The organism is Pseudomonas sp. TZ252, from assembly GCF_056110345.1.
On sequence record NZ_CM148566.1, the window covers coordinates 4,234,804 to 4,257,391 of the forward strand.

The following is a 22,588-nucleotide window of genomic DNA, read 5'->3' on the forward strand; positions in this document are numbered from 1 at the left end:
ATTGTGACATTGATTGATGTCATGGTTGATGCTGGCCCATAAGCAGGCGTTGCGCCAGCCCTGGGAAGTCTCTTCACGCCGGTGTTACGGCACTTGCTACCGGCGCCGGAAGGCCCGGGGCAGAAGGCTCGGGACGTTTCCCCCGGGTTTTGGCGGTGGTGCCGGAGAAGCGGCTGACCGACGAGTCCAGTCTTTGGTTGGCGCCCGCGCATCCGGACGCTGGCACAGAGCGTTGCGCCCCCGGAGGTTGTGGCCGTTCGGCGGGCCTCGTTATGATCCGCCTCCATGAGCACACCCCTGACCCTCCTGCAGCGCCTGCTGCAACGTGGCGAGCAGCCGTCCGCCGAGGATGCCCGCGAATACAGCGTCGACGAACTGGCTCGCGCGGCCGGCAGCAGCGTGCGCAACGTACGCGCCTACCAGGACCGCGGCCTGCTGCCGCCGCCGGAGCGGCGCGGCCGGGTCGGCGTGTATTTCGACAGTCATCTCAAGCGCCTGCGGCTGATCAGCCAGTTGCTCGAGCGCGGCTATTCCAGCGCCAACATCAAGGAACTGCTGGAAGCCTGGGAACAGGGCCGCGACCTCGACCATGTGCTCGGCCTGGACCAGGCGATCATCGGCGAGTGGAACCTGGAGACGCCCGGCAGCATCGGCTTCGACGAACTCCAGGCGATCTTCGGCGACGAACTGAACGACCGGGTGATCGACAAGGCCCAGGCGCTGGGCCTGCTGCTGTTCGACGGCGAGCGCATGAAGATCCCCAGTCCACGGCTGTTCCAGGCCGGGCTGGAACTGTACCGCAGCGGCATCCCGCTGGAGGCGCTGCTCGATCAACTCGGCGAGTTGCGCAGCGACACCGAGCATCTGGCGGCGGGAATCGTCCGCCTGATCGTCACCCACCTGGTGGACGGCCGCGGCACCGACCTGCTGCCCGGGGCGCCGGACCTGCAGGAGCTGGCCAAGGTGTTCCTGCGCCTGCGCCCGCTGGCGGAACACGTGGTCCAGGTGGAACTGGCGCGCGGCCTCAAGCTGTCGGCCAACGAAATGCTCGGCGAGCGTGTCGGCGAGATGCTGCGCAAGCTGGAAAAGCCTTCCTGACTCTTCTTCAGATCTTCCGCGCCGCCGCCTGGATCTGTTCCCGCAGCCAGGCGCCGGCCGCTTCGCGCTCGGCGTCGCCGCGCCAGATCTGCACGTAGTCGAAGCGCGGGATCGCCAGCGGCGGCTCGCAGAGCGCCAGTTCCTCGGGTAGCCGCAACCTTTCGAGGGTGCGTTCGGCGATGGTCAGTACCAGGTCGGTGCCGGCCAGCAGCGCCGGGGCCACGGTGAAGTGCGGCAGGGTCAGCGCCACCTGCCGGCGCAGGCCGCGTTTTTCCAGGGCGCTGTCGACTTCCTCGGCCGGGTTGTCCTGTAGCGAGACGCGCACGTGGCGGGCCGCCAGGTAGCGGTCGAGGGACAGGCCGTCGGGGCGGTCGAACAGGCTGCGCCGACAGACGCAGACGAAACGCTCCTCGAACAGGCGCCTGGCGCGCACGCCCTCCGGAAGCAGGGGGAATACCCCCAGCGCGCAGTCCAGCTGTCCTTCGGCGACCTGACGGGCGGTTTCCAGGCGCGGTTCCTGGACTATCCCGAAGCTCACCCCGGGCGCCAGCGCCTGTTGCTGGCGCAGCAGCGCCGGCAGCACCACCCAGGCGCCGTAGTCGGACATGCCCAGGCGGAAGTGGCGTCGGCTGCGCACCGGTTCGAAGGTCGGCCCGCCGATCACCCCGCGTACCTGGTCGAGGCTGGCCTGGAGCTTCGGCGCCAGCTCCAGCGCCAGGCTGGTCAACTGCATGCGGCTTTTTACCCGCACCAGCAGTGGATCGCCGAACAGTTCGCGGAGACGCCCGAGGGCGTGGCTGACCGCCGGCTGCGACATGGCCAGGCGCTGCGCCGCGCGGGACACGTGGCGCTCGCTGAGGAGCGCGTCGAGCACCACCAGCAGGTTGAGGTCGATACGGCGTAGGTCATGAATCTGCTGCATGGAAGGTGTACCAACTATCGATTTCCATTCGCGAAGTGGATAGCAAAAACTCTGCTCCAGAGGCAAGCGCCGGAGGAGGAGAATCAGCATGCCCAATTATCTGATGGTACTGATGGCAGTTTCGGTGGGCGGCATGGTGGTGCTGCAGGCCGGCAGCAACGCCTTGCTCGGGCGCCTGCTCGGCCATCCACTGAGCGCCAGCCTGACTTCGCTGGGCGTCAGCCTCGGGGTGGTCAGCCTGGGCCTGCTGCTGGTGCGGGTGCCGCTGCCGGCTACCGCCAGCCTCGGCGGCGCGCCCTGGTGGAGCTGGCTCGGCGGGCTGTTCGGCGCGGCCTACCTGACGGTGGCGATCCTGGTCGCGCCGCGCCTGGGTGCCGCCACTTTCATCGCGTGCGTGGTGGCCGGGCAGATGCTGGTCTCGGCGCTCTGCGACCAGTTCGGCTGGGCCGGTTTCCCGGTGCGCCGGTTGTCCTGGGAGGGCTATCTCGGCCTGGCGCTGGTGGTGGCGGGGGTATTGCTCCTGCAATGGCGGGGAAGAGCGTGAGGAGAGTGCCGGCGAAGGCTGTCAAGTGGAATCTGGCCTAGACCAAAATCTTGATCTCAAATTGTGATGAAGTTGGCATGAATAGTTGTTGCAAAGCGTGTTGAAACCAAAGCGTCTTTTTCCCTCACTAGCGTCGTCGGGGTTCGAACAGCTTGCTGCCGAGTGAGCCTGCGGGCGTCATGGATGCGCTCGGCAGCCCTGTGCCACACCCTGACCTGGTGAGTCCCCCGATGATTTCGAAAAGCAGAAGAAGCTTCATCCGCCTGGCCGCCGGTACGGTCGGCGCCACCGTCGCCACCAGCATGCTGCCGTCGAGCATCCAGGCGGCCCTGGCGATTCCCGCGCACCGCCGGCATGGCAACCTCAAGGACGTCGAGCACGTGGTGATCCTGATGCAGGAGAACCGCTCCTTCGACCACTATTTCGGCACCCTCAAGGGCGTCCGCGGCTTCGGCGACCGCATGGCGATCCCGCTGCCCGATGGCCAGCGGGTCTGGCACCAGAAGGGCAGCAAGGGCGAGATCCTGCCCTACCACTTCGACACCAGCACCACCAGCGCCCAGCGCGTCGACGGCACCCCGCACACCTGGCCGGACGCCCAGCAGGCCTGGAACGAAGGGCGCATGGACAAGTGGCTGCCGGCCAAGACCGAGCGTTCCCTGGGCTACTACAAGGAGCAGGACATCGCCTTCCAGTTCGCGATGGCCAACGCCTTCACCATCTGCGACGCCTATCACTGCTCGTTCCAGGGCGGCACCAACCCCAACCGGCTGTTCCTCTGGACCGGCACCAACGACCCGCTCGGCCAGCACGGTGGTCCGGTAACCACCAACGACCACGACAGCAACGGCCCGGTGGAGCAGGGCTACACCTGGACCACCTATCCCGAGCGCCTGCAGGCTGCCGGCATCACCTGGCGGGTCTACCAGGACATGGCCGACAACTTCTCCGACAACCCGCTGATCGGCTTCCGCCAGTACCGCGCCGCGGCGCCTGACTCGCCGCTGATCGTCAACGGCCTGAGCACCTGGAAGCTCGATGCGCTGAAGCGCGACGTGCTGGCCAACAGCCTGCCGCAGGTGTCCTGGATCGTCGCCCCGGCCAAGTACTCCGAACACCCCGGCCCGTCCAGCCCGATCTGGGGGGCCGAGTACACTTCCTGGGTACTCGACGCGCTGACCGCCAACCCGGAGGTCTGGAGCAAGACCGCGCTGCTGGTGATGTTCGACGAGAACGACGGCTTCTTCGACCACGTCGCCCCGCCGGCCGCGCCGAGCCTGAACAAGGACGGCACGCTGCGCGGCAAGACCACCGCCGACGCCACCCTCGAATGGCACACCAAGGGCGATATCCGTTATCGCAACCAGCCCTACGGCCTCGGCCCGCGGGTGCCGATGTACGTGATCTCGCCGTGGAGCAAGGGCGGCTGGGTCAACTCCCAGGTGTTCGACCACACCTCGGTGATCCGCTTCCTGGAGCAGCGCTTCGGGGTCATGGAGCCGAATATCAGTCCCTGGCGTCGTGCCGTCTGCGGCGACCTGACCTCGGCGTTCAACTTCGCCAACCCGAACAACGAGCCGTTCCCCGAACTGCCCGACACCAGCCAGGCCGACGCCATCGTCGCCAGCCAGATCAAGCTGCCGAAGCCGAAGCCGCCGGCGGTGGCCGCCATGCCCAAGCAGGAAATGGGCATCCGTCCGGCCCGCGCCTTGCCCTACGAGCTGGGCGTGCATGCGCGCTACCGCAGCGGCGGAGATGCGCTGAGCCTGACCTTCGCCAACACCGGCAAGGCCGGCGCGGTGTTCCAGGTGTTCGACCTGCTCGACAGCGAGAGCCCGCCGAAACGCTACACCGTCGGCGCGCGCAAGCGCCTGCACGACAGCTTCCAGGGCGACGCCAGCGGCGACTACCACCTGGAAGTGCACGGTCCGAACGGTTTCCTCCGGGTCTTTCGCGGCAACCTGCGGCGCGACCTGGCGGAGCGCAAGGCGCCGCTGCCGGAAGTGCGGATCGACTACGAGCCGCTGTTCGGCAACCTGCGCGTGCAACTGATCAACCGTGGCCGCCATCCGGTCAAGCTGACGGTCAAGGACAACGTCTATCGCCAGGGCGAGCGGCGTACCGTCAACGTGCCGCCGGGACAGCGCCGGGAAGTCCGCTATTCGCTGCGCAGCAGCGGCAACTGGTACGACTTCAGCGTCAGCGCGCAGGGGGCGGACAGCTTCCTGCGGCGTTTCAGCGGTCGCATGGAAGATGGTCGCTCCGGCTTCAGCGACCCGGGCATGGGCCTGGGCACGCTGACCTTCTGACCCGGACGGCCGCGCCGGCTCCCTGCAATGGGGCGGCCGGCGCGGACGGCCTGCGCCCTAGTCGAGGGGAACCGGGTAGAGGGTATTGAGGATCCACTTGCCGTCCTTCAGGACGAAACCGTACGAAATCTCCTTGGCCATGTACGTATCCCAGCGCGTGCAGGCGCCCTGGCCGTCGGCCTGCTTGCAGGAGTAGGCATCGATCTTGCCCATGTGCAGCTTCTCCAGGGAAACCACCTGGAACTTGCTGTTGCCGCTGCAGGCCACCGGATTGTCGATGTATCCGTACTGGCGCCAGGCCGCGTCGTAGTTGCCTCTCGACTTGAACAGGGTCTTGTCTTTCTGCGACGAGCCGGACGGCGGCGTCATCCCGTAGATGTGCTGGGTCACGTGGCCGCCCATCGAGGTATTGCGCGTGGCGTCGGCGCTTTGCTGCACGCTGGTGATGTCGCGGCAGGCGGCGGCGTTGGCCGAGGAGGCCAGCAGCAGAAGGGCGGAGAAACCCAGGCCGGCGACGCACTGGCGTGCGTCGGGGCGGGGCAGTGAAAAGCGGTTCATCGGCGGCTCCTGTGAGATGGATTGCTTATGAAGGAACGCCGCCGCGCAGTTTTCGTGAAGATGCCTCAGTCGCGATAGCGTGGTGGCGGCGCGTAGCCGCCGCCGTTCCGGGCGTCGGCGGGAAATGCCTGCGGTCCGTCGGCCGGCGCCTCGCGACCGCTGGCCGGAGCGTCCAGCTCGAACAGGGCCACGCCGATCACGCCGAGGTTGCGGCTGTCGCCGGCCGCGCTGTTGCTGGCGTAGGCATCGTCGGGGCTGGCGAAGCGGAACGCCGCGACTTCCCGTTCGTTCTTGCGGAAGCCCTCGATCACCAGGCTCTCGCCCGGTTCCAGCACATAGCCGCGGTTCTTCAGGCTGCCCGGCTGGCCGTTGAGCACGTCCAGGCCGTCTACCGTGGAGACCACCTCGTAGGTCGCGTTGCCGAGGTTGTTCAGCCACAGTCGGTAGCGCTGGCCTTCACGACCCTGCAATTGCAGGGTGCTGCGGTGCTGCACGAGGTCGAACTTGCCGCCATCCTCGTCGAGTACGGCGAAGCCCACCCTGCCCTTGGCCAGGGGCAGTTCCTTGATGGCACGTCCATCGAAGCGGCTCGCGCTGTAGAACACCTGGCGGCGATCGACCGGTTGCTCCGATAGACGTCGCAGGGCCACCGAGGTGACCGGCGAGGCGACGCCTTCGCCCCATTGGGTGCCGAGCCGCTGCTCGGTCGGCGCGCCGGCCTGCTGTTGGGGCAGGCTGCAGCCGCCGAGGGCCAGCAGGCCCAGCAGTAATGCGGATAGCAGTGGTTTGCGCATGGTTCCTTCCTCTCCCTGGACACCTGGAGGCGGGGTGCCTCCCTGATGGCTCCGAGCACCGATGATGCCCGATCTTCGGCGGGCTTCGTAAATTTCCTCGAACGGGCGCGGCGGCGCGTTTTCCTATTGGCTGACCCAGCGCTGCCGCGCCCAGGCGCTCAGGCTGTCGACCCCGAGCACCAGGACCAGCATGGCCAGGATCACCGTGGCGGCCTGGGCCTGCTGGAACAGGCTCAGGCTGAAATAGAGCATCTGCCCGAGCCCGCCGGCACCGACGAAGCCGAGCACGCTGGCCATGCGGATATTGTTCTCCCAGCGGTACAGGGTATAGGCCACCAGTTGCGGCCAGACCCCCGGCAGGGTGCCATAGGCGAATGCCGCGAGGCGTCCGCTGCCGGCCAGGCGCAAGGCCTCGGCGGGCTGCGCCGGGGTGTTCTCCAGGGCTTCGGCGAACAGCCGGCCGAGCACGCCGCCGGTGTGCAGCGCCAGGGCGAGGGTCCCGGCGTTCGGCCCGAGCCCGGCCGCCAGCACCATCAGCGCGCCCCAGACCAGCTCCGGCACCGCGCGCAGCGCATTGAGCAGGAGTCGCGCCAGGCTCTGCGCCGGCACGCCGAAGCGACCTGCCGCCGGCAGCGCGAAGAGCAGGCCGAGCAGCGCCGCCAGCAGGGTGCCGATGGCCGACATGGCCAGGGTTTCCAGCAGCCCCCGGCCAATCGCCCGCAGGTGCGGAGCGGACAGGTCGGGCGGGAAGAACTCGCTGGCGTAGGCGGCCATCTGGCCCCGTCCCTTGCCGCTGAAAAGACCTGCGGTGTCCATGTCCAGATAGGCGAACGAGGCGCCCACCGCGGCCACCACCAGCAGCGGCCAGAGCAGCAGGCGCCAGGTCCGGCTCATGCCAGCCTCCCGCGCAGGAAGCGGCTCAGCAGGTCGGCGAGGAGGACCAGCAGGAGGAAGGTCAGCAGGATGCTGGCAACCTCGCCGCCGGCGAACATCCGCAGCGACAGGTCGATCTGCTGGCCGAGGCCGCCGGCGCCGACGAAGCCCATCACCACCGAAGCACGGATCGCGCACTCCCAGCGATAGACAGTGTAGGAAATCATTTCCCCGGCGGCGTTCGGCAGCACCCCGTAGGCGAATGCCGCCAGCCGCGATCCGCCGCCCAGCAGCAGGGCGCGGGTGGGGCGCGGATCCACCGACTCGAAGATTTCCGCGTAGACCTTGCCGAGCATGCCGGCATAGGTGATGGCGATGGCCAACACCCCGGCGGTGGGGCCCAGGCCCACGGCGCGGACGAACAGCAGCGCCCAGACGATTTCCGGCACGCTGCGCAGGAGGATCAGCAGGCCGCGCACCGGCCAGCGCAGTGCCCGTGCCCACCAGGCCGGCAGGCCGCCGCGCGGCAGTGCCGAGAGCGACAGGGCGCGGGTCGCCAGCAGTGCGGCGGGAAACGCCAGGAGCCAGGCCAGGGCCATGCCGGCGGTGGCGATGGCGAGGGTTTCCAGGGTGGCGCGGCCGAGCAGGGCGAGGAACCCGGGATCGTGTGCCGGCGGCCAGAAGCCGGCGAGGAAACCGCCCATGGTGCGCGCGTTGTCGCCGCTGAACAGGGCGGGGATATCCAGTTCGCTGAGGCGCAGCCCCGGCCAGAGCAGCAGCAACGCGGCCAGGGTCAGCAGCAGGCGCGGCAGGGCGGCGGGGTCGCGCGGCGGAGAAGCGGCGTTCAGCATCGTGGGATGTGCACCACGGCGGGTTCGCCGGCCGGGCTGGCGCGCTCGGCCTGCAGTTGTTCGTTGGCGTAGAGGGCGTCCAGCGCGGCGCGGTCGACTTCGCCGGCGGGCAGGTCGAAGGCGATGCGTCCGGCGCGCAGCCCGATCACCCGGGGGAAGTGTTGCAGCGCCAGGTCCACCGCGTGCAGGCTGGCCAGCAGGGTGCTGCCGCGCGCGGCGGCCTCGCGGTTGAGCAGGGCCAGGGTATGGCCGGCGAGCACCGGGTCCATGGCCGAGACCGGTTCGTCGGCGAGGATCAGCTCGGCGCGCTGGTAGAGCACCCGGGCGATGCCGACCCGCTGCAACTGGCCGCCGGAAAGCTGGTCGCAGCGCTGGAACAGCTTGTCGCCGAGATCCAGGCGTTGCAGGGCGTCGTGGGCGCCGGCGCGGTCCAGCGGATAGACCAGGCTGACCAGGCTCTTCCATAGCGGCCACTGGCCGAGGCGCCCGGCCAGTACCGCGCTGACCACCCGTTGCCGTGGCGGCAGCGGCGGTGCCTGGTGGACCAGGCCGATGCGCGCGCGCAGGCGTTGGCGGGCGGCGGCGGATAGCGCCCAGGGCTCCTCGCCGAGCAGTTCGACACGGCCGACGCTGGGCCGCCATTGGCTGGCGAGCACCCGCAGCAGGCTGGTCTTGCCGGCGCCGGAAGGTCCGATCAGGGCCACCCGTTCGCCAGCGGCCAGGCGCAGGCGGATGTCGGCAAGGGCGCGTTGGCCGTCGGCGTGGACCAGGTCCACGCCGTCGAGGCTCAGGCTCACTTCAGCAGGCCGGCGGCGCGTGCGGACTCCTCGATGCCCTTGTAGTTGTCCGGATTGGTCTCGATGAAGCGGCTGGCGGCCTGCAGGTCGAGGATCTCCTTGTCGGCCGGTTTCGCCGGGTCGAGGGCGAGGAAGGCCTGCTTGATCTTCTCGGCCAGGGCCGGGTCGAGGTTGCCGCGCACGGTCCAGTTGTAGTCGTAGTAGGTCGGCGTGGTGGCGAAGACCTTGACCTTGGCGGTATCGACCTTGCCGCTGTCCACCAGCTTCTGCCAGACCGAGGCGTTCAGCACGCCGGCGTCGACCTTGCCGGCCTGGACCCAGGCTACGGTGGCGTCGTGGGCGCCGGAGTAGGCGACGCGGGAGAAGAACTGCTCGGGGACGATGCCGTCCTTCTGCATGAAGTAGCGCGGCATCAGGCTGCCCGAGGTGGAGGAGACCGAGCCGAAGGCGAAGGTCTTGCCCTTCAGGTCCTGCAGGGATTTCACCTGGGGATCGGCCGTGATGAATTTGCTGGTGAACTGCTGGTCCTGCTCGCGCTGCACCAGGGGGATGGCGTTGCCGGTCTTCAGCCGCGCCTGGACGAAGGTGAAGCCGCCCAGCCAGGCCATGTCCAGGCGGTCGGCGGCCAGCGCCTCGACCACCCCGGCGTAGTCGGCCACCGGGACGAACTTCACCGGCATGCCGAGTTGCTTCTCCAGATAGGCGCCGAGCGGCTTGAATTTGCGCAGTAGCTCGGTGGGCGCCTCGTCGGGGATCGCCGAGACCTTGAGTTCTTTCAGGGTTTCGGCGTGGGCGAGCGCGGCGGACAGGGACAGGGCGATGCCGGCGGCGAGCGCCAGGGAGCGTTTCAACATGGGAGAGTTCTCCGGTTCAATGGCGGAAAAAACCCGGGGAGTATAGTGGTGCGCGGCCCGCTTGGGCAGCCGTCGCGGCGTTGCTCGCCGGCGCCTCGCGGGTAATATGGCGCTCCCCGTGCCCATTCGCTGCGTATTGGAGTTCGCCATGTCCGCTTCCCTGCCTTCCCTTGCCTTCGCCGGTCTCGGCCTGATGGGCGTGCCCATGTGCCGCCGGCTGCTGGCCGCCGGCTATCCGCTGGCGGTGTGGAACCGTTCGCCGGGCAAACGCGAGTTGCTCGCGGCCGAGGGCGCGAAAGCCGTCGAGGTCCCGGCCGAGCTGGCCGCCGACGCGGAAATCCTGATGCTTTGCCTGGCCGATACCGCGGCGGTGCGCGAAGTGGTGTTCGGCGCCGGCGGCATCGTCGAGAACGCCAGGCCCGGGCAGTTGCTGGTGGACTTCTCCAGCGCCGAGCCGGCCGCCACCCGCGAGATGGCCGCCGAGCTAGAGGCGCGCTGCGGCGTGCGCTGGGTCGACGCGCCGGTCTCCGGCGGCACGCCGGGCGCGGAAAGCGGCAGCCTGGCGATCATGGCCGGCGGACGCGCAGCGGATATCGAACGCCTGCGGCCGGTCCTCTCCCGGCTTGGCCAGCGCCTGACGCGCATGGGCGAGGTGGGCGCCGGGCAGGTGACCAAGGTCTGCAACCAGATGATCGTTGCCTGCAACGCCCTGGTGATCGCCGAAGTGGTGGCGCTGGCGGAGCGGGCCGGGGTCGACGCCAGCCTGGTCGCTCCGGCGCTGGCGGGCGGCTTCGCCGACTCGAAGCCGTTGCAGATCCTCGCCCCGCAAATGGCCGAGAGCCGTTACGAGCCGGTCAAGTGGCACGTACGGACCCTGCTCAAGGATCTCGATACCGCGGTGAAGCTGTCCCGCGAGCAAGGCGCGGCCACCCCGATGAGCGGGTTGGCCGCGCAGTTGATGCGTCTGCACGGCAGCCAGGGCTATCTCGAACGCGATCCGGCGACCCTGGTGGAGCAATACCGGACCGCCGTCGAGTGAACCTCAGGCCTGGTTCAGGCTGCGCAGCGGCGGCGCGGCGTCGAAGCGGTAGGCGCGGAGGAACTCTTCCAGGGCCGCCAGCGGCAGCGGCCGGCTGAACAGGTAGCCCTGCACCAGCTCGCAATGGTTCTCCCGCAGGAACGCCAGTTGCTGCGGGGTCTCCACGCCCTCGGCGACGACTTTCAGATGGAGCTTCTGGGCCATCGCGATGATCGCCTGGGCGATTTCCATGTCCCGCTGCGAGGCGGGGATGTCCATGATGAACGAGCGATCCACCTTCAGCGCGTCCAGCGGCAGGCGCCGCAGGTAGGCGAGCGACGAATAGCCGGTGCCGAAGTCGTCGATCGACAGGCTGACGCCCAGCTCGCGGAGGCGTTCGAGCAGCGGGATGGTCTGGTCGATGTTGTACATCAGCGCGTCCTCGGTCACCTCCAGTTCGAGGAAGCACGCCGCCAGCCCGGCCTGCTCCAGCGCATGACGGACTTCGTCGACCAGGCTGGCCCGGCCGAGATTGCTGGCGCAGCAGTTGACCGCCACCCGCAGCCGTTCGTGGCCGGCCAGGTGCAGGCTGCGCAGGTCGCGGCAGGCGCGTCGCAGCACCCAGTCGTCGAGCTGGTCGATCATGCCGTTGGCTTCGGCCAGGCCGATGAAGCGGTCCGGACCGAGCAGGCCCTGGGTCGGATGGCGCCAGCGCACCAATGCCTCCAACTGGTGTACCTCGCCGTCGGCGAGGGCGAGGATCGGCTGGTAGTGCAGCTCCAGTTGGTCGTCGCGCAGGGCTTGGCGCAGTTCCTCCTCCATCTGCAGTTCCTGGGTCGCCCGCACCAGCAGTTGCCGGCTGAAGAACTGCGCGTTGTTGCGCCCGCAGGCCTTGGACTGGTGCAGGGCCAGGCCGGCGTTCTTCAGCAGCTCCTCGCACTGCTCGCCGTCGTTCGGGTAGAGGCTGACGCCGACGCTGGCGGTCATCACCAGGGTGCGCCCGTCCAGGGCGATGGGTTCCTTCATCTTCTGCATCAGGCGTTGCGAGAGGATGTGCGCCTCGTGGTCCTGGGTGAGGTCGGCGAGCACGCAGAACTCGTCGCCGGCGAAGCGCGCCACCACGTCGCTATCGCGCAACACGCTGCGGATGCGTTCGGAGACGATCTTCAGCAGTTGGTCGCCAGAGTCGTGGCCGAGGGAATCGTTGATCCGCTTGAAGTGATCGAGGTCGAGGAACATCACCGCCAGGCCCTTGCCTCTCAGGCGACAGTTCTCCAGGTGCTGGACGAACACTTCGTTGAATGCCGTGCGGTTCTGCAGGCCGGTCAGGCTGTCGTAGCGAGCCATCTGGCGCAGCGAGGCGTGGGCGTGGTCGAGCTGGTTGAGCAGGGCGTTGACCCGGCTGTTTTCGCTGAGCCGGCGCTCCCGTTGTTTCTCCGACCATGCGGCCCAGATGCCGCAGGCGGCGATGGCGCTGGCGAGCACTCCGGTGAGCCAGCCCAGGCGCAGCGAGTCGGCGCTGGCTTGCAGTTCCAGCGGCGTGCCGGCGGGTACGCTGAGCACCAGCGCGGCCATCCCGGTGAAATGCATGGCGGCGATGGCGCCGGCCAGCAGCAGGCTGGCGATCAGTTTCATGTAGCGGTAGCGCGCGCTGCGCCGGCCGCGCAGGTAGGGGACCGCGGCGAGGGCGGTGAAGGCGGCGCCGATGGCGATCAGTACCGAAAGGGCGAACAGCGATGGCTGGTAGTACTGGGTGGCCACCGAGCGCATCGCCGCCATCCCGGTGTAGTGCATGGCAGCGATGCCCAGGCCGATGCAGCAGGCGGCGAGCAGGCAGGGCAGCAGGCCGAAGCGCGGGCGGGCGGTCATGTACATCGCCAGGTACGAGGCGGCGACGGCGATCAGCAGCGACAGGCCGGTGATCGGCAGGTCGTAGCGCAGGGCGATCGGCGCGTGGAACGCGAGCATGGCGACGAAATGCGTGGCCCAGATGCCGCTGCCCAGGCAGAACGCCCCGATCCATTGCCAGAGGCGCGGGTGGCTCAGGCTGTTGCCGACCCGCTCGACCATGTCCAGTGCCGTGTACCCGGCGAGGCAGGCGACGAGGAAGGCGAGCGCCACCAGCGACGGCGAATAGGTGCAGTTCTGCAGCACGTAGCCGTCGACGGGAGACTCTCCGAGGAAGCGCAGGCCTTGCCAATCCATAGCGGTGTCTCCCTGGACACGGAAAACCCGCGGACGGCGCGGGTGCGGGCTGGGGGTGGCATTGTGCTTCCAGTATAGATAGCGGGAGCCACCTGCAAGGTCGGCATGGAAGGAAGTCGCTGGCCGCCGACATACGGCCGGTTTCGGCATTTTCCCGGGGAGAAAAGGCATAGCTGAGCTTGTTCCGGCTCCATCGCCACGGGCATGATCGCTGCGCCCGCGAGGGCTCGCGAGGCTTCACGAAATTTTGACCAGGCGCCCGATAGAGTTCGGGCGCCCCGCCACGGGGGGTGGCGGCGGTCCGTTACGTTTCAGGAGTTGCTTCAATGGGTGGGGGTATCAAGCGTTTCTTGCCGGCTATCGGTTCGACCCGGCTGGTGATGCTGTTCGCGCTGGTTCTGGTGGTGTTCTACAACGCGGCGACCTGGAAGGCCCTGCATGGCCTGGTGCCGCTGCAAGGCTTGAAGGGCTTCGCGTTCTTCGCCTCGTTCGCGGCGTTCCTGTGGGCCGCCTTCACGCTCCTGCTGACCCTGGTTTCCTTCCGCCCGCTGCTCAAGCCGGCCTTGACCCTGGTCGCCCTGTGCTCGGCCGGCGCGACCTACTTCATGGGCAGCTACGGCATCAGCATCGACACGGTGATGGTGCAGAACGTCTTCGAGACCAACGCCACCGAGGCCGGCGACCTGGTCAACCCGACCCTGCTCGGCTATCTGCTGTTGCTCGGTGTCCTGCCTTCGCTGCTGATCTGGCTCTGGCCGGTACGCTACCGGCCGTTCTTCCGCGGCCTGCTGAACAAGATCCTGACGCTGCTCGGCTGCCTGCTGATCGTCGCGGTAATGGTAGGCAGCTTCTATTCCACCTACGCCCCGATCTTCCGCGAGGAAGACAAGCTGACCCACTTCATCAACCCGACCAACTACATCTACGCGGTGGGCAAGTACGCCAAGCAGCGCCTGGTGATCAAGGAACACCTGGTGGTCGAGCCGATCGGCCTGGACGCCCGCCAGGCGCCGGCTGCGCTGCAGCGACAGAAGAAATCGCTGCTGGTGTTCGTGGTCGGCGAGACCGCCCGTGCCGACCATTTCTCGCTGAACGGCTACGCCCGCGAGACCAACCCGGAGCTGAGCAAGCAGGACATCGTCAACTTCACCCAGGTCCGTTCCTGCGGCACTTCCACTGCGGTCTCGGTGCCCTGCATGTTCTCCCAGTACCCGCGCGAGGACTACAGCGACAAGAAGGCCAAGACCCACGAAGGCCTGCTGGACATTCTCCAGCGTGCCGGCGTGCAGGTACTGTGGCTGGAGAACAACAGCGACTGCAAGGGCACCTGCCTGCGGGTGCCCAACCGGGACATCCCGAAGACCCAGCCGAGTCCGTTCTGCGACGGCAAGAACTGCCTGGACGAGTCGCTGCTGGTAGGCCTGCAGGAGTACATCGACGGGCTGCAGGACGACGCCATCATCGTCCTGCACTCCGATGGCAGCCACGGTCCCGAGTACTACGAGCGCTACCCGAAGGAGATGGAGCGCTTCCAGCCGGTATGCCGGACCAACCAGCTCGGCAGTTGCAGCAAGGAAGAGCTGGTGAACGTCTACGACAACACCATCCTCTATACCGACCACTTCCTGACGAAGGTGATCGAATTGCTCAAGCGGAATGCCGACAAGCGCGATACGGCGATGATCTACGTGTCCGACCACGGCGAGTCGCTGGGCGAGAATGGCGTCTACCTGCACGCGGCGCCCTATTCGATCGCGCCCCAGGCGCAGATCCACGTGCCGATGGTCATGTGGTTCGCCCCGCAGGCGCTGGGCAACTGGGGCATCCAGCGCAGTTGCCTGGACGGCAAGCGCGACGACAAGGACCTGAGCCATGACAACCTGTTCCACTCGGTGCTCGGCCTGCTGGACGTACAGACTTCGCTGTACCAGCCGGCGCTGGACATCTTCGCCAGTTGCCGCGCGCCCAGGGCAGCCCAGTGAGCGACGGGGGCTGAAAGAAAAAAGGCCGTGGAGGATTCCCCCCACGGCCTTTTTCGTCGGCTTTCGCCTTATTTGTCGCGGACCAGCAGGACCGGACGCGAAGCCACGCGGATCAGGCCTTCCGCCACGCTGCCGAGCATCAGGCGGCGCATGCCGCGACGACCATGGGTGCCCATGACCACCACGTCGGCATCGCTGGCCTGGGCCTCGAGCTCGATGCGCTCGGCGATTTCCTCGCTGGCGCGCTCCTGGCAGACGCGATCGAAGGTGGCGCCTTCGACGTTGCTCGCCTCGACCTTCTCGCGGGCCTTGGCCAGGACGTCATCGGCGGCTTTCAGCGCGGCTTCGCGCAGCGGCTCGGGGTTGTAGTACACCGCGTAGTCGGGAAGGTGGCGCAGCGGGCTGTCGACGATGGTGATGACGCGCAGCTTGCCGCCGCTGAGGCCGGCCAGCTTGATGGCCTCTTCCAGGGCGCGGTCGGAGACCGGGCTGCCGTCCACGGCTACCAGAATGCGATCGTACATAAGGTGTCCCTCCAGAGTGAGTGTCCGCCCGCCGGGCGTTCTTGAAACTTCAAGGACACTGTAGACCCTCGCGGCCGGCGGACCTTTGCCGGAGGTCAATAAGTCGCAGGGCGACCGTCGCGATTCCGCTGCGACGCCCGGCTCGCGGCCCGGCGGGGGCCGGGGAACGGGGCGAACGGTCGCCGCGCGGCCATCCGCCGTTGCGGCCTTCGCTGGAAATGAAATGAAAGAAGCCATGGGGGATGCCCATGGCTTCTCGTTTCGCGCAGCCGTTGCCGGGCGTCAGCCGGCGACCAGGATGCGGATCGCCTCGAGGCGCAGGGAGGCCTTGTCGAGCAGGGCCAGGCCTTCCTCGCGCTGGGTGCGCAGGCTGTCCAGCTCGCTGTCGCGGACGCTCGGGTTGACCGCCTTGAGCGCGGTCAGGCGCGCCAGTTCCTCGTCCATGGCGGCGGCGAACTGCTGCTTGGCCCTGGCCACGCGTTCCTCGTGGCGCGGGACGATCTTGCCCTCGGCCACGTCGAACTGCTTGGCCAGCACATCGCGCTGGGCCTGGACGAACTTGTTGGCGCTGACCCGTGGCACGCTTTCCAACTGGTCGTTGAGGGTTTCCAGGGATACCCGGCCGGCCAGGTCGTTGCCGTTGGCGTCGAGCAGGCAGCGCAGGGCCTGCGGCGGCAGCCAGCGGCCGAGCTGGAGGGCGCGCGGTGCCACGGCCTCGCTGACGAACAGGAGTTCGAGCAGCACGGTGCCAGGCTTCAGCGCCTTGTTCTTGATCAGCGCCACCGAGGTGTTGCCCATCGAGCCGGACAGCACCAGGTCCATGCCGCCCTGAACCATCGGATGTTCCCAGGTGAGGAACTGCATGTCCTCGCGGGCCAGCGCCTGGGCACGGTCGTAGGTGATGGTCACGCCTTCGTCGTCGCCGAGGGGGAAGCCGGCGTCGAGCATCTTCTCGCTTGGCTTGAGGATCAGGGCATTTTCCGAATGGTCTTCGCTGTGGATGCCGTAGGCGTCGAACAGGCGCTCCATGTAGATCGGCAGGGCGAAGTCGTCGTCCTGTTCCTCGATGGCCTCCACCAGCGCCTCGCCTTCGCCGGCGCCGCCGGAGTTCAGCTCGAGCAGGCGGTCGCGACCGCTGTGCAGCTCCGCTTCGAGGGCTTCGCGACGGGCGCGGCCTTCGGCGAGCAGCGCGTCCCAGGCCTTGTCCTCGCCGCCGTCGAGCAGCGGCAGCAGGCGCGGGCCGAACTCGTGTTGCAGGGCGTTGCCGGTGGGGCAGGTATTGAGGAAGGCGTTCAGCGCCTGGTGGTACCACTGGAACAGGCGCTGCTGGGCGCTGTTCTCCAGGTGCGGTACGTGCAACTGGATGGTGTGTCGCTGGCCGATCCGGTCGAGGCGGCCGATGCGCTGCTCGAGCAGGTCCGGGTGGGCCGGCAGGTCGAACAGCACCAGATGGTGGGCGAACTGGAAGTTGCGGCCTTCGCTGCCGATTTCCGAGCAGATCAGCACCTGGGCGCCGAACTCTTCGTCGGCGAAGTAGGCGGCGGCGCGGTCGCGCTCGAGAATGCTCATGCCTTCGTGGAACACCGTGGCGGAGATGCCCGAACGCAGGCGCAGGGCGTCTTCCAGGTCGAGGGCCGTCTCGGCGTGGGCACAGATGACCAGGACCTTGAACTGCTTGAGCATCTTCAGGGTATCGATCAGCCACTCGACGCGCGGGTCGAAGCGCCACCAGCGGTTGTTGTCGTCGCCGTCTTCCCACTGCTGCTGGAAATTCACTTCCGGATACAGGTCCGGGTGTTCGCCGGCCGGCAATTCCTCGTACTGGCTCGGCATCGGCAACGGATAGGCGTGCAGTTCGCGCTGGGGGAAGCCCTGCACGGCGGCACGGGTGTTGCGGAACAGCACGCGACCGGTGCCGTGGCGGTCGAGCAGCTCGCGGACCAGGCGCGAGCGAGCTTCTTCATCGCCGCCCTCGACGCTGGCCAGCAGCTCGTCGCCCTCGCTGCCGAGGAAGCCGTGGATGGCCTTGCGCGCGCCGGCGGAAAGACTGCCGTGGTCGAGCAGTTCCTGCACCGCTTCGGCGACCGGGCGATATTGCTCGCTCTCCCGGCGGAACGCTTCGAGGTCGTGGAAACGATTCGGATCGAGCAGGCGCAGGCGCGCGAAGTGGCTGTCCTGGCCGAGTTGCTCCGGGGTCGCGGTGAGCAACAGGACGCCGGGAATGATCTCCGCCAGTTGCTCGACCAGCGCGTATTCGGCGCTGACCTGGTCCTGGTGCCAGACCAGGTGGTGGGCTTCGTCGACCACCAGCAGGTCCCAGCCGGCGGCGAACAGGGCGTCCTGGGCGCGTTCGTCTTCCTTCAGCCACTCCAGGGCGACCAGGGCCAACTGGGTGTCCTCGAAGGGATTGCTGGCATCGCTTTCGGCGAAGCGCTCCTTGTCGAACAGGGCCACCTGCAGGTTGAAGCGCCGGCGCATCTCCACCAACCACTGGTGCTGGAGGTTTTCCGGGACCAGGATCAGCACCCGCCCGGCGCGGCCGGAGAGCAACTGGCGATGGATGATCAGGCCGGCCTCGATGGTCTTGCCCAGGCCCACTTCGTCGGCCAGCAGGACGCGCGGCGCCATGCGGTCGGCGACTTCGCGGGCGATGTGCAACTGGTGGGCGATCGGCTGGGCGCGGGCGCCGCCGAGGCCCCAGAGCGAGGACTGGAGCAGTTGGCTGCGGCGTTCGAGAGTGTGGTAGCGCAGGGAGAACCAGGGCAGGGGATCGATCTGTCCGGCGAACAGACGGTCGCTGGCGAGGCGGAACTGGATGAAGTTGGAGAGCTGGGTTTCCGGCAGGGTGCGCTGCTCGTTCTGCGCGGTGAGGCCGTGGTACACCAATAGGCCTTCGCTTTCCTCGACCTCGCGGACGGTCATCTTCCAGCCTTCGAAGTGCGTCACTTCATCGCCGGGGGCGAAGCGCACGCGGGTCAGCGGCGCATTGCGCAAGGCGTATTGGCGGGTATCGCCGGTCGCCGGATAGAGCACGGTGAGCAGGCGGCCATCCTGGGCCAGGATGGTCCCCAGGCCCAATTCCGCTTCACTGTCGCTGATCCAGCGTTGCCCCGGTTGATACTGCGCCATGTCCACCTCCCAAAAAAGCCGGGTATGGTACCGCAACGCGTGGCGTTGAGCGACGCTTGGCGATGGATTGCGTGTTGCGCCACGGCTTCGTCGGAGAGCCGTCCGTCGGTACGGGAGCGCCCGCCTGGCGGCTGGTTCTCAAGTCGAGCGGCGGGTCGACCGATAACCCTTGTAGAAGAACGCCGCAAACCGGCACGCTGCGAGAACCCATGACGCGGCACTACCCAGAGAGGTTGCCTGCATGCTTCCGCCGATCCCCCAGGGCCTGATCCCGGTCACCGTCCAGCAGGACCCGCCCAAGCCCCGTCCGGCCACGCCGCCGGTCGCGCCGACCCAGGCTGGCGCGGGCAGCGATGGCGTCGCCTTGCGCCAGGAGCGCGACGAGGAAAGCTGGCTGGAAGAGGAATACCGCCGTCGCCAGCGCCGCCAGGGCGGCGAGGCGCACGCGCGGAGCGACGAGGGGGACGAGGCGCCGGCTGACGAGGCGGGGGAGAGCGCCCAGGCGGACGAGCTGCCGCGCAAGGGACAATTGATCGACATCGAAGTGTAACCCTGGTTTTCCAGGCTTCAGCAGCGGCCTTGCGGCGTAGTAACCTGCGGCCCATGGACCTGTTCGCCGACGCACCCCTGACCCTGCCGGACGCCGACCTGCGCTATCTCCCGCATTGGCTGGATGCGCCGCTGGCGAGCGCCTGGCTGTTGCGCCTGGAACAGGAAACGCCCTGGGAACAGCCGATCCTGCGCATCCATGGCGAGGAGCATCCGACCCCGCGCCTGGTGGCCTGGTACGGCGACCCTGACGCCGCCTACCGTTATTCCGGCCAGGTCCACCGGCCGCTGCCATGGACCGCGTTGCTCGGCGAGATCCGCGAGCGCGTGGAGCGCGAGGTCGGCCAGCGGGTCAACGGCGTGCTGCTGAACTACTACCGCGACGGCCAGGACTCCATGGGCTGGCACAGCGACGACGAGCCAGAGCTGCGCCGCGATCCGCTGGTCGCCTCGCTCAGTCTCGGCGGCAGCCGCCGCTTCGACCTGCGGCGCAAGGGCCAGACCCGCATCGCCCACTCTCTGGAACTGACCCATGGCAGCCTGCTGGTCATGCGCGGCGCAACCCAGCATCATTGGCAACATCAGGTGGCGAAGACCCGCCGCTCCTGCATGCCCCGTTTGAACCTGACCTTCCGCCTGGTGTACCCCCAGCCATGAACGACGACGACAAGGTGATCGACCTCAGCGCCGAGCGCGACAAGCGCATCCACGACGTGCACGAGAAGCGCCTGCAGGAGGTCCGCAAGGCCTTCGAACAGGTGTTGCCGCTGGGCAAGCCGCGGAAGAAGCCGAAAGGCAAGCCGAAGAAGCGCTGAAGCCTCCGCCGCCGCGTTCGCCGGCGGCGCATTCCTGCGGGCAACGTGCGGCGATCGGGCAGGTTTTTCCCGGTTATCTGCGGCGTCCGACCGCATTCTCCCTCCTGCGAAACTTGACCTGGGTCAGTGTCATGCACCTGGCCGAAAAAGCCCGTCCGGGCGATTGATCCAGGTCAATATTGCGCCGCCGCGCCTCGCTAATCTGAGCCCATCGAGCAACACCCAACCGGCAACTGGAGGCCATCAACATGTTCATCGACGAAGTGGTTCTCGCAGGGATTCTTACAGTAGGCCTCATGGTCGCTTTCTTCGGTGGGGTCGGTTACTTCATCTGGAAGGATTCCCATAGCCGCAAAGGCTGATCCTCCCGGATACACAGAGCACGCAAGGCACTTAGGGCGACTTCGGTCGCCCGTTTTTTTTGCGCCTGGAAAAACACCGGCGCAGCGATCGGGATACTACGAATGTCGCTGGACGATATTGTTAGCAGCCTAATAATATAGGCTGCACATATCGCCTCGGCGTTCGCCGGCTATCTATGCTGATGTAGACCCCGTTTCGGAAGACCCTGTGCCCATTCACTGGAAGCCGTTCCTGGCACCCTCGACGCTGGCGCTCAAGTTCGCCATCAAGACGCTCCTGGCCGGCGGCCTGGCGTTGTGGTGCGCCTTTCGCTTCGACCTGGAGCAGCCGCAATGGGCGCTGATGACCGTGCTGATCGTGTCCCAGCCGTTGTCCGGCATGGTGGTGGCGAAGGGCTTGTTCCGCCTGCTCGGCACCCTGGTCGGCACCGCGATGTCGGTGTTGATGATCGCGCTGTTCGCCCAGGCGCCCTGGTTGTTCCTGCTGGCCATCTCGCTCTGGCTGGGGCTCTGCACGGCGGCCTCGACCTCCCTGCGCAACCACGTTTCCTATGCCTTCGTACTTTCCGGCTATACGGTGGCGATCATTGGCCTGCCGGCGGTGGACCAGCCGCTGCTGGTCTTCGAGCAGGCGGTGGCGCGTTGTACCGAGATCTGCCTGGGGATCATCTGCGCCTCGGCGGTCAGTGCGATCCTCTGGCCGCAGCGGGTCGAGCAGAACCTCGACAAGCAGGCCCACGCCACCTGGCTGCTGGGCATGCAGGCCGCGCGCGGCGAGATCGACCCGCGCCAGCGGCAGCCGCAGGGGCTGCTCAACGCGCTGAGCAAGATTGTCGAGGTCGATGCGCAGCGCGACCATGCCTGGTTCGAAGGCGAGCGCGGGCGGCGCCGGGCCGGCGCCCTGGCGTTGCTCTCGCGCGACCTGCTCAGCCTGTTGCGCACCGCGCGCGGCGTGGCCCGGCAACGGGCGCGGCTGAGCGAAGAGGAAGAGCGCCGGGTGGAGCGCTGGCTGGCCGCGCTGGCCAGCGCCCTGGAAGGAACCGATCCGGCGTCGATGCAGGCGCTGCGCGAGGAGTTGGCGCAGGTCGCGGTCGAGCCGCAGTGGAGCAACGACCAGCGGTACCTGCTGACCCGCTGCTCGGTGCTGCTGCTCAAGGCGGTGAATGCCGAGAAGGGCATGCGCGCGGTGGCCAGCGGCGAGGTCGAGGGGCGGGTGGGCAGCGCCGGTACCCTGTCCTGGCACCGCGACCTGCAGATGGCGCTGTTCTACGGTACGCGTAGCGCCCTGGCGTTGCTCGGGCTGTCGGTCTACTGGATCTATACCGCGTGGCCGGCGGCGTCCGGCGCGATGCTGCTGGCGGCGGTGGTGTGCAGCCTGTTCGCCAACCGCGACAACGCGGTGGCCATCGGCCTGAGCTTCCTGCGCGGCATCGTCTACGCGATCCCGGCGGCGATGCTGGTCAGCCAGTGGCTGCTGCCGCAGTGGAATGGCTTCCCGCTGCTCTGCCTGGCGATGGGCGTGCCGCTGTTCTTCGCCACCCTGGGCATGGCCGTACCGGTTACCGCCGGCACCGCCACCTCGTTCGCGATCCACTTCATCGTCCTGGTCGCGCCGCGCAACCAGATGGACTACAACCTCGCGACCCTGCTGAATTCCGCCCAGGGCGTGCTGATCGGAGTCGGCTTCGCGGTGGTGATCTTCCGCTTGCTGACCTTGCGTCCGGGCTGGCTGACCCGACGCCTGCTGGACGCCACCTGCGTCGATCTCGGCCGCCTCACCCGGCGCCCGCTGGCGCAGGCGGAGAACTGGTTCGGCGGGCGCATGGCCGACCGCCTGTTGCGCCTGGCGCGGCACGCCAACCTGTTGCCGGAGCAGGAGCGGCGGCGTTGGGACGATGGCCTCCTGGCGCTCGACCTGGGTAACGAACTGATCCACCTGCGGGCCTGCCTGGAAGGCGCCCGTGGCGTCCTGCGCAAGGCGCGCGACCGCTTCCTCGGGGAACTGGGCGAACTGCTTGAGGCCGGTCCCGCGGGTCCGCGCAGTGACCGCCTGGAGCGGATCAGCCTGCCGTTGCGCGAAGCCCTGGAGCGTGACGCTCGCCACGACGACGAAGCCAGCCGCCTGGCGCGCGCGGCCCTGGCGCAACTGCTGTTCACCTGGCAGCAGTGGTGCCATCAGGAGGAAAGCCATGAGTCTGCATGAATCGGCCTGGGGCGGCGTCTACCTCAGCCCGCTGTTCGTCTATGCCCTGCTGGCGCTGGCGGCCACCGCCGCGCTGCGGGTGCTGATCCAGAAAACGCCGTTGCGTCGCTGGGTCTGGCACGAGGCGCTGTTCGACTGCGCCCTGTTCATTTTGATGTTGAGTGGCATTACCTGGGCGGCTACGACCTGAATCGTCGCCCC

The 22,588-nt window shown here is 67.8% G+C and carries 21 protein-coding genes; 11 read left to right on the forward strand and 10 right to left on the reverse strand.

The features are described from left to right. Positions 1-399 precede the first annotated feature (399 nt). Complete coding sequence (locus tag ACYAF3_RS19600; RefSeq protein WP_003143427.1) at positions 400-1,098, forward strand: MerR family transcriptional regulator; 699 nt, start codon at positions 400-402, stop codon at positions 1,096-1,098. 7 nt (positions 1,099-1,105) lie between these two features. Here the strand turns inward: ACYAF3_RS19600 and ACYAF3_RS19605 are convergent, their stop codons facing one another. After that, the gene (locus tag ACYAF3_RS19605; protein ID WP_003113148.1) at positions 1,106-2,020 is read right to left on the reverse strand and encodes a LysR family transcriptional regulator; all 915 of its coding nucleotides are present in this window, start codon (positions 2,018-2,020) and stop codon (positions 1,106-1,108) included. Positions 2,021-2,108: 88 nt separating this feature from the next. Here ACYAF3_RS19605 and ACYAF3_RS19610 point away from each other — a divergent pair, with 88 nt between their 5' ends. Beyond that, complete coding sequence (locus ACYAF3_RS19610) at positions 2,109-2,564, forward strand: DMT family transporter (RefSeq protein ID WP_003091697.1); 456 nt, start codon at positions 2,109-2,111, stop codon at positions 2,562-2,564. 230 nt (positions 2,565-2,794) lie between these two features. Beyond that, the gene (locus ACYAF3_RS19615; protein ID WP_003117582.1) at positions 2,795-4,873 is read left to right on the forward strand and encodes a phosphocholine-specific phospholipase C; all 2,079 of its coding nucleotides are present in this window, start codon (positions 2,795-2,797) and stop codon (positions 4,871-4,873) included. A 57-nt stretch (positions 4,874-4,930) separates the two neighbouring features. Here the strand turns inward: ACYAF3_RS19615 and ACYAF3_RS19620 are convergent, their stop codons facing one another. The 6 genes from ACYAF3_RS19620 to ACYAF3_RS19645 all read right to left on the reverse strand — a co-directional run bounded on the left by ACYAF3_RS19620 (position 4,931) and on the right by ACYAF3_RS19645 (position 9,600). Then, positions 4,931-5,431 carry a hypothetical protein gene (locus ACYAF3_RS19620; protein WP_003113150.1) on the reverse strand — a complete coding sequence of 167 codons (501 nt, stop codon included), beginning with the start codon at positions 5,429-5,431 and terminating at the stop codon, positions 4,931-4,933. Between the two features lie 65 nt (positions 5,432-5,496). Beyond that, positions 5,497-6,225 carry a hypothetical protein gene (locus ACYAF3_RS19625; protein WP_003160761.1) on the reverse strand — a complete coding sequence of 243 codons (729 nt, stop codon included), beginning with the start codon at positions 6,223-6,225 and terminating at the stop codon, positions 5,497-5,499. A gap of 123 nt (positions 6,226-6,348) precedes the next feature. Next, positions 6,349-7,119, reverse strand: a complete 771-nt coding sequence (phnE, locus tag ACYAF3_RS19630) for a phosphonate ABC transporter, permease protein PhnE (protein ID WP_003452927.1) — start codon at positions 7,117-7,119, stop codon at positions 6,349-6,351. Further along, entirely contained in the window at positions 7,116-7,949 is an 834-nt protein-coding gene (locus ACYAF3_RS19635) for a PhnE/PtxC family ABC transporter permease (RefSeq protein ID WP_003452909.1), read from the reverse strand. The genes phnE and ACYAF3_RS19635 overlap by 4 nt, the downstream gene beginning before the upstream one ends. Then, a complete protein-coding gene (locus ACYAF3_RS19640; RefSeq protein WP_003117585.1) occupies positions 7,943-8,746 on the reverse strand; it encodes a phosphonate ABC transporter ATP-binding protein in 804 nt (267 codons plus the stop codon). The genes ACYAF3_RS19635 and ACYAF3_RS19640 overlap by 7 nt, the downstream gene beginning before the upstream one ends. Further along, positions 8,743-9,600, reverse strand: coding sequence for a putative selenate ABC transporter substrate-binding protein (locus ACYAF3_RS19645; RefSeq protein ID WP_003113155.1), 858 nt, complete (start codon positions 9,598-9,600; stop codon positions 8,743-8,745). The genes ACYAF3_RS19640 and ACYAF3_RS19645 overlap by 4 nt, the downstream gene beginning before the upstream one ends. Positions 9,601-9,748: 148 nt before the next feature. Between ACYAF3_RS19645 and ACYAF3_RS19650 the strand changes: the two genes are divergently transcribed. Beyond that, a complete protein-coding gene (locus ACYAF3_RS19650; RefSeq protein ID WP_003113156.1) occupies positions 9,749-10,639 on the forward strand; it encodes an NAD(P)-dependent oxidoreductase in 891 nt (296 codons plus the stop codon). Between the two features lie 3 nt (positions 10,640-10,642). Here ACYAF3_RS19650 and ACYAF3_RS19655 read toward each other — a convergent pair whose 3' ends face one another. After that, positions 10,643-12,823 carry a putative bifunctional diguanylate cyclase/phosphodiesterase gene (locus ACYAF3_RS19655; protein WP_003117586.1) on the reverse strand — a complete coding sequence of 727 codons (2,181 nt, stop codon included), beginning with the start codon at positions 12,821-12,823 and terminating at the stop codon, positions 10,643-10,645. A gap of 326 nt (positions 12,824-13,149) precedes the next feature. Between ACYAF3_RS19655 and ACYAF3_RS19660 the strand changes: the two genes are divergently transcribed. Beyond that, the gene (locus ACYAF3_RS19660; RefSeq protein ID WP_003091675.1) at positions 13,150-14,805 is read left to right on the forward strand and encodes a phosphoethanolamine transferase; all 1,656 of its coding nucleotides are present in this window, start codon (positions 13,150-13,152) and stop codon (positions 14,803-14,805) included. A 68-nt stretch (positions 14,806-14,873) separates the two neighbouring features. Here ACYAF3_RS19660 and ACYAF3_RS19665 read toward each other — a convergent pair whose 3' ends face one another. Both ACYAF3_RS19665 and rapA read right to left on the reverse strand, forming a co-directional pair. Beyond that, on the reverse strand, positions 14,874-15,329 hold the full coding sequence (locus ACYAF3_RS19665) for a universal stress protein (protein WP_003091672.1): 456 nt from the start codon (positions 15,327-15,329) through the stop codon (positions 14,874-14,876). A gap of 282 nt (positions 15,330-15,611) precedes the next feature. Next, the gene (gene rapA / locus ACYAF3_RS19670; RefSeq protein WP_003119658.1) at positions 15,612-18,464 is read right to left on the reverse strand and encodes an RNA polymerase-associated protein RapA; all 2,853 of its coding nucleotides are present in this window, start codon (positions 18,462-18,464) and stop codon (positions 15,612-15,614) included. Between the two features lie 235 nt (positions 18,465-18,699). Between rapA and ACYAF3_RS19675 the strand changes: the two genes are divergently transcribed. The 6 genes from ACYAF3_RS19675 to ACYAF3_RS19700 all read left to right on the forward strand — a co-directional run bounded on the left by ACYAF3_RS19675 (position 18,700) and on the right by ACYAF3_RS19700 (position 22,577). Further along, positions 18,700-19,008, forward strand: coding sequence for a hypothetical protein (locus ACYAF3_RS19675; protein WP_003091664.1), 309 nt, complete (start codon positions 18,700-18,702; stop codon positions 19,006-19,008). A 53-nt stretch (positions 19,009-19,061) separates the two neighbouring features. Further along, complete coding sequence (locus ACYAF3_RS19680; protein ID WP_003115462.1) at positions 19,062-19,664, forward strand: alpha-ketoglutarate-dependent dioxygenase AlkB family protein; 603 nt, start codon at positions 19,062-19,064, stop codon at positions 19,662-19,664. Further along, positions 19,661-19,822, forward strand: coding sequence for a hypothetical protein (locus ACYAF3_RS19685; RefSeq protein ID WP_003091659.1), 162 nt, complete (start codon positions 19,661-19,663; stop codon positions 19,820-19,822). The genes ACYAF3_RS19680 and ACYAF3_RS19685 overlap by 4 nt, the downstream gene beginning before the upstream one ends. A gap of 248 nt (positions 19,823-20,070) precedes the next feature. Continuing rightward, positions 20,071-20,184, forward strand: coding sequence for a cytochrome c oxidase subunit CcoM (gene ccoM / locus ACYAF3_RS19690; protein WP_003091657.1), 114 nt, complete (start codon positions 20,071-20,073; stop codon positions 20,182-20,184). Positions 20,185-20,392: 208 nt separating this feature from the next. Continuing rightward, positions 20,393-22,387, forward strand: a complete 1,995-nt coding sequence (locus tag ACYAF3_RS19695) for an FUSC family protein (protein ID WP_003113160.1) — start codon at positions 20,393-20,395, stop codon at positions 22,385-22,387. Further along, positions 22,374-22,577 carry a DUF1656 domain-containing protein gene (locus ACYAF3_RS19700; RefSeq protein ID WP_003091655.1) on the forward strand — a complete coding sequence of 68 codons (204 nt, stop codon included), beginning with the start codon at positions 22,374-22,376 and terminating at the stop codon, positions 22,575-22,577. The genes ACYAF3_RS19695 and ACYAF3_RS19700 overlap by 14 nt, the downstream gene beginning before the upstream one ends. The last annotated feature ends 11 nt before the right edge of the window (positions 22,578-22,588 follow it).